Raw genomic sequence first — 12,796 nt, 5'->3', positions numbered from 1 at the left:
CCCGGGGCCCTTTCGCGGATCAGCCTGCCGTCGGCTAGTCGTTGCTGTTGAGGATCGCGATGATCCGCAGGAACTCCATGTAGATCCACACCAGCGTCAGCGTGAGCCCGAAGGCCGCGAGCCACGCCTCTTCCTTCGGGGCGCCGTACGCGATGCCGTCCTCGACCTGCTTGAAGTCCAGGGCGAGGAAGCAGGCACCGAGGATGATGCCGATGACGCCGAAGAAGATGCCGAGCGGGCCGCTGCGGAAGCCGAGGCCGTCACCGCCGCCGAACACCGCGAACAGCAGGTTGACGGCCATCAGCAGCACGAAGCCGAGCGCGGCGGCCATCACGAAGCCGTAGAAGCGGCGGTTGACGCGGATCCAGCCCGCGCGGTACGCGATGAGCACGCCGGCGAAGACCGCCATCGTGCCGATCACGGCCTGCATGGCCGCGCCGCTCGCGATGCGGTTGTCGACGACGCTGGAGACGACGCCGAGGAAGACGCCTTCCAGGGCGGCGTACGACAGGATCAGCGCGGGGACGGGCTTGCGCTTGAAGGACTGGACGAAGCCCAGCACCATCGCGATCAGCGCGGCGCCGATCCCGATGCCGTAGGAACGGCCGATGTTGGCGTCGTCGACCGGGAGCAGCACCCAGGCGAGCGCGGCCGTGACGATCAGCGTGCCGAGGGTGGTGCCGGTGCGCTGGACGACGTCGTCCATGGTCATCCGGCCGGTGGTGGCCGGGGCCTGGGGCGGCGCGCCCTGCTGCAGGTCCTGCTGGGCGTAAGGGTTCTGCGCGTACGGGTTGCCCGCCGCGTAGGGGTTGCCCTGCGTTCCTACGGCGGGGCCCCCGGCCTGCGGCGCGGTGTTGAAGCCCGCGTAGCCGTTGTCGCGGCTGAACCCCCGTCGCGAGAAGACCGGGTTTCTGCTCCTCATTTCACTCCTCCATGGCCGCCTCGCGCGGCCTTGGCCTCAAGAGTAATAGGTAGGCAAAAGTTTGACCCTACCTCTTGGGGAGGATCTTCCCCTCGTCCTGCCAAGGTACGCGGTGGACCGCACCCCCTGTGAACACTGGTACCAACCCGTGACGCCCGCCTTAGAAGGCCCTTATCCCTGTTCAGCAGGTTCATCCGTTTCATCCAGGGGGAACCCGGTGTACGCCTCCGCGAGGTCCGTCTCGGCCGCCCGCGAGGACGCGATCCGCTCCAGCCGGGCCAGCTGGAGCCGCCCCTCGAAGGGCGTCGCGTCGGGCGCGCGGTGCAGGAGGCTCGTCATGTCGTAGGAGAACCGCTCGGCCTGCCACACCCGCCGCAGACAGGTCGCGGAGTACGCGTCGAGCCGCTCCTCGCTCCCCGTCTTCCTCTTGTACGTCAGTGCCCGCGCGAAGGTGACGACGTCGCCGACGGCGAGGTTGAGGCCCTTGGCCCCGGTGGGCGGCACGATGTGCGCGGCGTCGCCGGCGAGGAAGAGCCGGCCGTACCGCATGGGCTCGTGGACGTAGGAGCGCATGGGGGTGACCGACTTCTGGGTGATGGGCCCGCGGTCGAGCGTCCAGCCGTCCTCCGTCTCGAACCGGCGCTCCAGCTCGTCCCAGATGGCGTCGTCGCTCCAGCTCTCGGGTTCTGTGCCCTCCTCCACCTGGAGGTAGAGACGGGAGACGGAGGGGGAGCGCATGGAGAGGAGGGCGAAGCCGCGGTCGTGGCGGGCGTAGACGAGTTCGTCGTGCGAGGGCGCGACATCGGCGAGGATGCCGAGCCAGGCGTAGGGGTACGACTGTTCGAAGACGCGGGTGAGTTCGGCGGGGATCGCGTTGCGGGCGACGCCCCAGAAGCCGTCGCAGCCGACGACGTAGTCGCAGTCGAGGACGTCCTCGCGACCGTGCTGCCGGAACCGGACACGTGGGCTGTCACCGTCCGCGCCTTCGACCGCGAGCGCCTCCGCCTCGAACAACAGCGGTCCGCCGCCCGCGAGTTGAAGCGCGATCAGGTCCTTGCACACCTCGGTCTGCGCGTAGACCATCACGCTACGGCCGCCGGTGAGGCCCGGAAAGTCCACCCGGTGCCGCTGCCGGTCGAACCGCAGCTCGATCCCGTCGTGCCGCAGCCCCTCCCGGTCCATCCGCTCCCCGGCCCCGGCCTCCCGCAGCACGTCGACGGTCCCCTGCTCCAGGATCCCGGCCCGCTGCCGGTGCTCGACGTACTCCCGGTCCCGGCTCTCCAGGACGACCGAGTCGATACCGGCGTTGTGCAGCAGCCGGGCCAGGAGGAGGCCGGCGGGGCCGGCTCCGATGATGCCGACGGTGGTACGCATCGGGGGTCCCTTCGAGTGCGGGCTGTTCAGTACGTTCATAGTGCTACGTTCGCGAGGTGAAATTTCCTTCACCTGCTTGCTCCACCTCAGTCTCCGACCGGCCGGGCCGGACTGTCAACGGTTGGAGGGCGAGCCCTTTCAGGTGGCGCGGGTGGTGTCGAGCCGGAAGTGCCAGACGACCACGAGCGGCGAGTCCTCCAGGGCCGCCGCAGACGCCTCCGGGCACCAGTGGTGCAGGTCCCAGGACGGGTGGGTCGGGAGCGGGTCCGGGGCGGCGGGGGCGAGGAAGCCGCGCGGGCGCCGGGGTTCCTCGCAGCTGCGCACCTGGAAGCCCAGCGGGAGGGCCGCGGTGAGGTAGGCGCTGAGCGGGCGGTGGTACTCGTCGAGCAGGGACGGGCGGCCGTCCGGGCCGGGGCGGCGGGGCAGCGTCGGCCGGAGATAGGACGACAGCAGGTGGGCGTCCGAGATGACGAGGTGTCCGCCGGGACGCAGGACGCGCGCGAACTCCCTCAACACCGGGGCCAGTTCGGGGACATGGGTCAGGGCGAGCGCGCACACGACGGTGTCGACCGCGTCGTCCGGAAGCGGGAGCCGGTGCAGGTCGGCCTCGCGGAAGTCGACGTCCGGGAGGCGCTCGCGGGCCCGGTCGAGCATGTCCGGGGAGGCGTCGACGCCGATGACCTTGTGACCGAGTCCGTGCAGGTGGGCGGTGTGGCGGCCGGTGCCGCAGGCCGCGTCCAGGGCCGTACCGACGGGCAGGCCGTCCAGGATGCGCCGGACGACGGGCTGCTCGATGTCGATCATCCCGTTGCCGGGGGCGTCGTAGTGCGGTGCCCAGTCCTCGTAGACCTCGGCCGTACTGATTGTGCCCGGTTCCGCCGTGATCCCCTCGGCGTGCGCGAGGGCGGGTGTGTCCAGCAGGGTGCGGATCTCGGCGATCCGGGCCTCGACGAACGCCCGGTCCGCGCTGCCCTCCCGGAGACCGCGGAGCAGGGCGACACCCTCGACGCCCAGCAGATATCCCAGGGGACTCAGATACGCCACGGCAACACACCGTTCCCGCAGGTCACCGTCAGTGACCACGATAGTGCCCGGAGCCGGACTTGAACCGGCACGCCCGCGAAGGGGCAGCGAGGTTTAAGCTCGCCGTGTCTGCATTCCACCATCCGGGCAGGCCGTGGGCTCCACATCGAGGTCCCGAGCCTATCGGGGCGCGTCTCCCCAACAGCGGGCGGGCGTACCGATGTTGTCTTATTTTATTGATGTCTGAGGGTTCATCAGACCGTGGAAAGAGCCATCAGCACTTGCCAATAGCCTTGCGTGCGGTGTGGGGGCCTGTATGCGGAATGACGGAATTTCACCGCCCGAACGAGGGTGCTCCACCGGTTCTTGACCTAGGCCTGACTCAGGGGTCGGTCCTCATCCCCAGGTATGACAGCGCCGCGTGCAGTCCGACTGGAGGCTGCCCCCGGAACCGGAACAGCGGGTGACTCCACGGCGGGATACGGCCGGAAGGATGGGACACGTCCCCAGCAACACCGTCGTCCCGACAGGAGTGCCCTCCGTGACCACCACCCCCATCGCCGACCGGACCACCTCAGTGGCCGCGCGCGCCACGGATCTTTCCAAGATCTACGGACAGGGCGAGACCCAGGTGGTCGCCCTCGACCAGGTCTCGATCTCCTTCCGGCAGGCCGAGTTCACGGCGATCATGGGCCCCTCGGGGTCCGGCAAGTCCACCCTCATGCACTGCGTGGCCGGCCTGGACACCTTCTCGTCCGGTTCCGTCCGCATCGGTGACACGGAGCTGGGTTCCCTGAAGGACAAGCAGCTCACGAAGTTGCGGCGGGACAAGATCGGTTTCATCTTCCAGGCGTTCAACCTGCTGCCGACGCTGACGGCCCTGGAGAACATCACGCTCCCCATGGACATCGCGGGCCGCAAGCCCGACAAGGAGTGGCTGGACTCGGTGATCCGGATGATCGGTCTCTCCGACCGGCTCAAGCACCGGCCCTCCCAGCTCTCCGGCGGCCAGCAGCAACGCGTCGCCGTGGCACGGGCGTTGGCCTCCCGCCCCGACATCATCTTCGGCGACGAGCCGACCGGAAACCTCGACTCGCGCTCCGGCGCGGAGGTGCTGGGCTTTCTGCGCAACTCCGTACGGGAGCTGGGGCAGACGGTGGTCATGGTGACCCACGACCCGGTGGCCGCGGCCTACGCGGACCGGGTGGTGTTCCTCGCGGACGGCCGCATCGTCGACGAGGTCTTCGAGCCGACGGCGGACTCGGTGCTCGACCGAATGAAGCGTTTCGACGCCAAGGGCCGCACCAGCTGAGCCCGAGCCCGAGTCTCCTGACGCTCCCTCACCTCTCGTACACCTGGACTGAGTAGACCCATGTTCCGAACCGCCTTGCGCAACGTACTCGCGCACAAGGCCCGGCTCCTCATGACCGTGCTCGCCGTGATGCTCGGCGTCGCGTTCGTGTCGGGGACCCTGGTCTTCACCAACACCATCTCGAACGCCTTCCAGAACAGCTCGGCCAAGGGCTTCGACCAGGTCGACGTCGCCGTGCAGGCCAAGTCCCAGGACAGCAAGGGCGACACGGTCGGCAAGACGCCCGAGCTGACCCAGGCCATGCTGGACACCAGCGCCAAGGTGCCGGGCGCCGCGTCCGCGACCGGTGTCGTCAACGGCTTCACCGCCATAGCCGACAAGAAGGGCAAGCTGATCGGCGGCGGCTTCCAGTCCGAGGGCGGCAACTACTGGGGGGACAAGGACGCCCGCTATCCCCTCAAGTCCGGTACGGCACCGCACGGTTCGGGCCAGGTCGCGATCGACTCCGAGACCGCGAAGCGCGCCGGGTACAAGGTCGGCGACACCGTCCGCATCTCGGTCGACGGGCCGGTGCTGTCCCCGAAGATCACCGGCATCTTCACCACCGACGACGGCAATGTCACCGCCGGCGGCAGCCTCGCCCTCTTCGACACGGCCACCGCGCAGAAGCTGTTCGGCAAGGCGGGGACGTACGACGAGATCGATGTGAAGGCGGCGGCCGGGACGAGCCAGGCGGCGCTGAAGTCCGCGCTGGACCAGGCCCTCCCCAAGGGGCAGACGGAGACCACCACCGCCCAGAAGCTCGCCGACGACCAGGCCGAGACCATCGCCTCCTCGATGAGCGGCCTGAAGTCGGGGCTGCTGGTCTTCGCGGGCATCGCGCTCTTCGTCGGTACGTTCATCATCGCCAACACCTTCACCATGCTGGTCGCCCAGCGCACCAAGGAACTGGCGCTGCTGCGCGCGGTCGGCGCCTCGCGTCGGCAGGTCACGCGCTCGGTACTCCTTGAGGCGTTCGTGGTCGGCGCGGTCGCCGCCGTGGCCGGTCTCGTCGCCGGTATCGGCATCGGCGCCGGGCTGCGCGGCCTGATGGGCACGATCGGCGCGACCGTCCCGGACGGCCCCCTCGTCATCACCTCGGGCACGGTCCTCAGCGCCCTCGCGGTCGGCATCCTCATCACCATGCTCGCCGCCTGGCTGCCCGGCCGCCGGGCCGCGAAGATCCCGCCGGTCGCCGCGATGAGCAGCGTCCACGCGACGGCCACCACCAAGTCGCTGGTGCTGCGCAACACGCTCGGCGCGCTGTTCTCCGGCGCGGGCATCGCGGTCGTCATCGCGGCCACGACGATGAACGGTTCGGACGGCCAGGCCCCCATGGGCGTCGGCGCCGTACTCCTCATCATCGGCGTGTTCATCCTGACCCCGCTGCTGTCCCGCCCGCTGATCGCGGCCGCGGCCCCGGTCCTGCGGATCTTCGGGATCTCCGGCAAGCTGGCCCGCCAGAACTCGGTGCGCAACCCGCGCCGTACGGCCGCCACCGCCTCCGCGCTGATGATCGGCCTCACCCTCATCACCGGTATGACGGTGATGGCCGGCAGCCTCCAGCAGGCGATCGACAAGATGGCCTCGTCCGCGATCAGCGCCGACTACATCGTCTCGATGGCGAACGGCAACCAGCTCTCCCCCGACGTGGACAAGACGCTCACCACCACCTCCGGCATCACCGCCAGCAGCCCGCTGCGCAACGCCCCTTCGCGCATCGACGGCGAGACCGAGTTCCTCACCGGGGTCAACGGCTCGGCGATCGGCAAGCTCACCGACCTCAAGGTCGACAGCGGCACCTTCAAGGTCGCCGGCACACAGGTGGTCGTAGACGATGACACGGCCAAGTCCCATGGCTGGAAGGCCGGTTCGACCTTCACCACGCACTACGAGGACGGCAAGGCGCAGCAGCTGACCGTCTCCGCGGTCTACGAGGGCAACGCGCTGATCCGCGGCATCATGCTCGACAACGCGACGCTCTCCCCGCACCAGACCGACCCGGCCGACATGCAGATCCTCGTCAAGACCGCCGACGGCGCGTCGAGTTCGACGAAGGACAAGCTGGAGAAGGCCCTCGGCTCCAACCCGGCCGTCAAGGTCCAGGACAAGAAGGACCTCTCGAACAGCATCGCGCAGGTCTTCACCCTGATCCTGAACATGGTCTACGGCCTGCTCGCCATGGCGGTGATCGTCGCGGTCCTCGGGGTCATCAACACACTCGCCATGTCGGTCTTCGAGCGCTCGCAGGAGATCGGGATGCTGCGCGCGATCGGCCTGGACCGCAAGGGCATCAAGCGGATGGTCCGCCTGGAGTCCCTGGTCATCTCGCTCTTCGGCGGGGTGCTCGGCCTCGGCCTGGGCGTCTTCTTCGGCTGGGCGGCCGGTGAGTTGATCGGCGCGAAGATGTCGACGTACGAACTGGTCGTCCCCTGGGCCCGGATGGCGCTCTTCCTGCTCCTGGCGGGCACGGTCGGCGTGCTGGCCGCGCTGTGGCCGGCCCGGCGGGCGGCGAAGCTGAACATGCTGTCGGCCATCAAGTCCGAGTAGCCATAGTGGAGTTGGCAGAAAGAGGGCAGGGGCCCCGTTCCGGATCGGAACGGGGCCCCTGGCCATGTGCCCTGAAAAGCCCGTCAGTTCCAGGTGCGGGCGCGCAACGGCATTCCGGAGCCGCCCGGTTCGGGGGTCCGGACGGCCAACACCTGGTTGACTCCTATGCGGTTGCGCTCGAAGCCGAGCGCGGAGGCCGCCATGTAGAGGCGCCACACCCGGGCCCGTCCGGCGCCGACGAGACCGACCGCGCGCCGCCACTCGGCCTCCAGATTGGCGACCCAGCGGCGCAGAGTGAGCGCGTAGTGCTCGCGGATCGCCTCGACGTCCCGCACCTCGAACCCGGCGCTCTCCAGCTGGCTCACGGTGGCCCCGATCGGCGCGAGTTCGCCGTCGGGGAAGACGTAGGCGTCGATGAACTCGTCGATGTCGTACGCCGATTCGTCCTGCCACGGGCGGCGGGCGATCTGGTGGTTGAGCAGCCGCCCGCCCGGTCCGAGCAGTGCGTAGAGAACCCTCGCGTACTCCAAGTACCGCGCGGAGCCCACGTGTTCGGCCATACCGACGGAGGAGATGGCGTCGTAGGGCCCGTCGGTGACGTCGCGGTAGTCCTGGACGCGGATCTCGACCTTGTCGGTGAGCCCCTCCTCGGCGACGCGCTTGCGGGCGTAGGCCGCCTGTTCCTGCGAGAGGGTCACGCCGACGACGCTCACGCCGTACTCGCGGGCCGCGTGGATCGCCATCGAACCCCAGCCGCAGCCGACGTCCAGGAGTCGCTGACCGGGCGTCAACTCCAGCTTGCGGCAGATGAGTTCGAGCTTGTCGCGCTGCGCGTCCTCCAAGGTGCCGTCCGGGGACTCCCAGTAGGCGCACGAGTAGACCATCGAGGGGCCGAGGACGATCTCGTAGAAGTCGTTGCCGACGTCGTAGTGGTGGCTGATGGCGCGTTTGTCGGTGCGCTTGGTGTGGAGGTGGGCGCGGCTGCGGCGGACCTCCTCCGGGGGCGGGGCGGGCGGCAGCGGGAGTCCGGCGAGCTTCACCAGTCCGCGGGCGGCGGAGCGCACCTCGGGGTCGCGCAGGGCCTGGGCGAGGCCGCGGGCGTCGGCACCGCGCTCCCACACCAGCGAGGACATCGCGTCCAGGGCCGCGTACAGGTCGCCCTCGATGTCCAGGTCTCCGGAGACCCAGGCACGCGCCATGCCCAGTTCGCCGGGCTTCCACAGGAGTCGGCGCAGGGCGCGGCGATTGCGTACGACCAGGGCCGGCGCATCGGGCGGCCCGGCCTCGGAACCGTCCCAGGCGCGGATACGCACCGGGACAGGGGTTCCCAGTAGCTGTTCGAAGAGGGATTTGAGCCGCAGCGCGGCATCAGCCATGGCGCACACCTCCGTGACGCGGATCCCGGAATTGTCCATCACTACGTAAACACCGGCCAGGCCCGATCGCAGTCCTGCTTGAGCATTACGAGTAGGCAAAACAGATGTAGAGGACATGTAGAAGGACATGTAGACGCGGGCGCCGGGAACGCCGAAGGGGCCGCCCGCACCACGGATGGCGGACGGCCCCTTCGGGCGTACTACGGGTACTACGGGTCAGACGTGACCGGAGACGGTCAGGAGGCCTTGGCCTTCGCTTCAGTCTTGCCCGCAGCGGGCTCGGCGACAGCGGCCGGAGCCGGCGCCGGCTTGGCCGCCTCGTAGAACTCCTCGCGGGGGTTCTCCATGGCGCCGAGCGAGACGACCTCGCGCTTGAGGAACATCGCGAGCGTCCAGTCGGCGAAGATGCGGATCTTGCGGTTCCAGGTCGGCATCGCCAGACCGTGGTAGCCACGGTGCATGTACCAGGCGAGACGGCCCTTGACCTTGATCTTCATCTTGCCCATGACGATCATGGCGACGCCCTTGTGGAGGCCGAGGCCGGCCACGGCGCCCTTGTTGGCGTGCGAGTACTCCTTCTGCGGGAAGCCCCGCATACCGGAGATCACGTTGTCGCCGAGGACCTTCGCCTGGCGCAGCGCGTGCTGGGCGTTCGGCGGGCACCAGGCGTTCTCGACGCCGGCCTTGCGGGCGGCGATGTCGGGCACCTGGGCGTTGTCGCCGGCGGCCCAGATGTAGTCGGTGCCGGTGACCTGGAGGGTCGGCTGGGCGTCGACGTGACCGCGCGGGCCGAGCGGCAGGCCGAAGCGGGAGAGAACGGGGTTCGGCTTGACGCCGGCCGTCCACACGATCGTGTTGGAGTCGACCTCGAGGCCGTTCTTCAGCACGACGTGGCCGTCGACGCAGGAGTCCATCGAGGTCGAGAGGTAGATCTCGATCCCGCGGCTCTCCAGGTGCTCCTTGCCGTAGAGGCCGAGCTTGGGGCCGACCTCCGGGAGGATCTTGTCGGCGGCGTCGACGAGGACGAAGCGCATGTCCTCGCGGGAGACGTTGGTGTAGTACTTGGCCGCGTCCCGGGCCATGTCCTCGACCTCACCGATGGTCTCCGCACCGGCGAAACCGCCGCCGATGAAGACGAAGGTGAGCGCCTTGCGGCGGATCTCCTCGTCGGTGGTGGAGTCGGCCTTGTCGAGCTGCTCGAGGACGTGGTTGCGCAGGCCGATGGACTCCTCGATGCCCTTCATGCCGATGCCCTGTTCGGCGAGGCCGGGGATCGGGAAGGTGCGGGAGACCGCGCCCATCGCGATGACGAGGTAGTCGAAAGGCAGCTCGTACGCCTCGCCCACGAGGGGGGCGATCGTGGCGACCTTGCGGTCCTGGTCGATGGTGGTGACCCGGCCGGTGAGGACCTCCGCCTTCGGCAGTACGCGTCGCAACGGGACGACGACGTGCCGAGGGGAGATGCTGCCGGCGGCGGCTTCGGGGAGGAAGGGCTGGTAGGTCATGTACGACCGGGGGTCGACGACCGTGACGGTCGCCTCGCCGTAGCGCATCTTCTTGAGAATGCGCCGAGCTGCGTACAGGCCTACGTACCCACCGCCTACTACGAGGATCCTGGGACGCTCCGTGGTGCTCATGCCATCGAGTATCCACCTGCCCCTGGGGGGTCGCTCGTGCGCCCCTTCACAAGCTTCCACAGAGGCTGTGTTATCCTCCGCGACTCGCATGATCCAGGTCACCTCGCGCGAGGGGAACCACGGTGCGGTTCGCCCCGTTGTCAAGGCCGCGTGAGCTGCCCCTCTGTCCCGGCGAACCCCCTGGACCACACCTCCGCGACACCCTCCCGAAACTCCCCCGAATCACTCCCGCACCGACCCGCCGAGCACGCTCCCGAGCCCGCCGGAGCCCCGGACGGGCCAACCGGGGCAGTCGGGTCGCCCAACTGGACAGAATTCCTTGTGAAGAACTTCACGAACTTTCTTACGGACACGTTCCGGAGGGGGCCGGCGAGCGCCTCTGCATCCGCTCATACGTTATATGGGCTGCTCAGGAGTTTACTACCGGCCAGTAATAATTCGGGGCGCCCGCCCACGCCGCGAGGCGTTCCGGGCGGGGCGGGAGTCGGGTCCTGTGACGGTCGTGGGGCCACGGGGACCGCCCTGAGTTACACCCCGCCTAGTGACTGGTAAGAAGGGCGATCAGGGCGACGAGGAGCCCGAGGATCCCGGCGATCTCGGCGGCCACCGTCAGCCTGGGACGCCGGCCCGCGTCACCCGCCGGTGACGGCGCGGCAGGGGTTCGGTACGCCGACCCGCTGTGCAGCGGGGCGGCCGGTCCTGCCCCCGCCTGACGGCGCGCCCGGGCACGTCGACCGCGGGAACGAACCAGCGCCGAGACCGACCACCCGACAAGGGCGACGATCAAGATCTCCACCAGCCAGGCGACGTTCATCCGCGACCCCCGTCACGCGCGCTCCGCTCACCGACCACGAGCACACATCGGTGAGTTCCCTCACCGACTATGCCCGACGGCCGGTGCGCACAGGGGGCGAATCCCGAGGCCGCCCCGCGACCGGCGGGCGGGCGCACCGTGGGTCGGTCGGTGCCTTCGGCCTCTCAGGCCTCTTCTGCCGCCTTGGTCGCGATGCCGAACGCGATCCCGTCCAGGATGTCGTGCTCGCTCACCACGACCTCCGTGGCGCCCGTGCGCTCCATGATCGAGAGGAGTACGAGGGCGCCCGCGCCGATGACGTCGACGCGGCCCGGGTGCATGGAGGGGATGGCGGCGCGTTCGGCGTGGGTGGACTTCAGCAGGGACTCCGTGATCTCGCGGACGCGGTCGTAGGAGACGCGGGAGTGGTGGATGGCCTCCGTGTCGTACTCGGGGAGGTTCTGGGCGATCGACGAGACCGTGGTGACCGAGCCGGCCAGGCCGACCAGGGTGCCGGCCTCGCGGAGCGGGACCGTCTTCGCGGCGAGGTCGAGGGCCTCCTCGATGTCGGCGCGCATCGCCGCCACCTGCTCCGGGGTCGGCGGGTCCGTGACCTTGCCGTCGCGGACCAGGTGGCGCTCGGTCATGCGCACGCAGCCGATGTCCACGGAGCGGGCCGCGCGGACCTGGTCGTCGCCGACCACGAACTCCGTCGAGCCGCCGCCGATGTCGACGACGAGATACGGCTTGGCCAGGTCGTCCCGGCCGGTCAGTTCCTTGGTCGCGCCGGTGAAGGAGAGCTCCGCCTCCTCGTCGCCGGTGATGACCTCCGGCTCGACGCCCAGGATGTCCAGGACGCCCCGGACGAAGTCCTCGCGGTTCGAGGCGTCGCGCGAGGCCGACGTGGCCACGAAACGGACCTTGTCGGCGCCCTTCTCGCGGATCACCTCCGCGTACTCACGGCAGGCCGCGAACGTCCGCTCCAGCGCCTCGGGTGCCAGCATGCCGGTCTTGTCCACGCCCTGGCCGAGCCGCACGATCGTCATCCGCCGGTCCAGCTCCCGCAGTTCACCCGTCGCCGGGTTCACGTCCGCGACGAGCAGCCGGATGGAGTTCGTACCGCAGTCGATCGCCGCTACGCGGCTGAAGCCGTCGTCGAGCAGCGGGACGTCGGAGAAAAAGGTGCTGCGGATCGTGGTGGGGTCCGAGACCTCGTCGGCCGGGTCCGGTGCCGCCAGCGGCTGTACGCAGGCGCCCTTCGCCCACCACTCCGGGAGCATCGCGAGGGCCTCGTCACCGAGCGGGTTGACGCCCGGGCCCGCGGCCAGGGAGTGGCCCACGAGGACGTGCAGGCACTTCACGCGGTCCGGCATGCCGCCCGCGCTCGGGAAGCCCTCCAGGACCTCGATGGCGTCGCGGCGCGCGATGTAGTCCTCGTGCGCGGCACGGTACGCGGCGGCCAGTTCGGGGTCCGTCGCCAGCCGGGCCGTCATCTCCTTCATGACGCCGTTCGCCTCGAGCGTGCCGATCGCCGAGGCGGCCTTCGGGCACGTCAGGTAGTACGTCGTCGGGAAGGGCGTGCCGTCGGGGAGGCGGGGGGCCGTCTCCACCACGTCGGGCTGTCCGCACGGGCAGCGGTGCGCGATCGCGCGCAGGCCGCGCGGCGGACGCCCGAGCTGCTGCTTGAAGGCCTCGACATCCGCGTCGGTGGGCTCGGTGCGCGGAGTGGACGGCGGGGGCGTTTCCATGACTGTCTTCAGGACGTCTTTC

Annotated in this window: 9 protein-coding genes, 1 tRNA gene and 1 pseudogene; 2 read left to right on the top strand and 9 right to left on the bottom strand. The window is 69.4% G+C overall.

Annotated features, from left to right (window positions below; translation table 11 throughout):
• Positions 1 to 34: 34 nt before the first annotated feature.
• The 4 genes from SSP08S_RS06130 to SSP08S_RS06115 form a co-directional block, all read right to left on the bottom strand.
• Positions 35 to 922, bottom strand: coding sequence for a Bax inhibitor-1/YccA family protein (locus SSP08S_RS06130; protein WP_019066690.1), 888 nt, complete (start codon positions 920 to 922; stop codon positions 35 to 37).
• 171 nt (positions 923 to 1,093) lie between these two features.
• Entirely contained in the window at positions 1,094 to 2,296 is a 1,203-nt protein-coding gene (locus tag SSP08S_RS06125) for a 4-hydroxybenzoate 3-monooxygenase (protein WP_026178223.1), read from the bottom strand.
• A gap of 138 nt (positions 2,297 to 2,434) precedes the next feature.
• Entirely contained in the window at positions 2,435 to 3,340 is a 906-nt protein-coding gene (locus tag SSP08S_RS06120; RefSeq protein WP_026178222.1) for a class I SAM-dependent methyltransferase, read from the bottom strand.
• 44 nt (positions 3,341 to 3,384) lie between these two features.
• A tRNA-Leu gene (locus SSP08S_RS06115) sits at positions 3,385 to 3,468 on the bottom strand.
• Between the two features lie 392 nt (positions 3,469 to 3,860).
• Here SSP08S_RS06115 and SSP08S_RS06110 point away from each other — a divergent pair.
• Together SSP08S_RS06110 and SSP08S_RS06105 are read left to right on the top strand one after the other, a co-directional pair.
• Positions 3,861 to 4,631 carry an ABC transporter ATP-binding protein gene (locus SSP08S_RS06110; RefSeq protein ID WP_019066687.1) on the top strand — a complete coding sequence of 257 codons (771 nt, stop codon included), beginning with the start codon at positions 3,861 to 3,863 and terminating at the stop codon, positions 4,629 to 4,631.
• 60 nt (positions 4,632 to 4,691) lie between these two features.
• Positions 4,692 to 7,220, top strand: a complete 2,529-nt coding sequence (locus SSP08S_RS06105) for an ABC transporter permease (protein WP_019066686.1) — start codon at positions 4,692 to 4,694, stop codon at positions 7,218 to 7,220.
• Between the two features lie 83 nt (positions 7,221 to 7,303).
• Here SSP08S_RS06105 and SSP08S_RS06100 read toward each other — a convergent pair whose 3' ends face one another.
• The 5 genes and pseudogenes from SSP08S_RS06100 to SSP08S_RS64445 form a co-directional block, all read right to left on the bottom strand.
• The gene (locus SSP08S_RS06100; RefSeq protein WP_026178221.1) at positions 7,304 to 8,596 is read right to left on the bottom strand and encodes a class I SAM-dependent methyltransferase; all 1,293 of its coding nucleotides are present in this window, start codon (positions 8,594 to 8,596) and stop codon (positions 7,304 to 7,306) included.
• A 236-nt stretch (positions 8,597 to 8,832) separates the two neighbouring features.
• On the bottom strand, positions 8,833 to 10,233 hold the full coding sequence (locus tag SSP08S_RS06095; RefSeq protein ID WP_026178220.1) for an NAD(P)/FAD-dependent oxidoreductase: 1,401 nt from the start codon (positions 10,231 to 10,233) through the stop codon (positions 8,833 to 8,835).
• 538 nt (positions 10,234 to 10,771) lie between these two features.
• Positions 10,772 to 11,047 carry a hypothetical protein gene (locus SSP08S_RS06090; protein WP_019066683.1) on the bottom strand — a complete coding sequence of 92 codons (276 nt, stop codon included), beginning with the start codon at positions 11,045 to 11,047 and terminating at the stop codon, positions 10,772 to 10,774.
• Between the two features lie 164 nt (positions 11,048 to 11,211).
• A complete protein-coding gene (locus SSP08S_RS64450) occupies positions 11,212 to 12,189 on the bottom strand; it encodes a Ppx/GppA phosphatase family protein (protein WP_026178219.1) in 978 nt (325 codons plus the stop codon).
• Positions 12,190 to 12,369: 180 nt separating this feature from the next.
• Positions 12,370 to 12,774: pseudogene (locus tag SSP08S_RS64445) on the bottom strand (DUF501 domain-containing protein); the annotation flags it as partial.
• Positions 12,775 to 12,796 lie beyond the last annotated feature (22 nt).

This window comes from Streptomyces hokutonensis (genome assembly GCF_000376565.1).
Lineage (GTDB): Bacteria > Actinomycetota > Actinomycetes > Streptomycetales > Streptomycetaceae > Streptomyces > Streptomyces hokutonensis.
The sequence above is the reverse complement of the archived record's forward strand: the minus strand, read 5'-3'. Positions and strand labels throughout refer to the sequence as shown.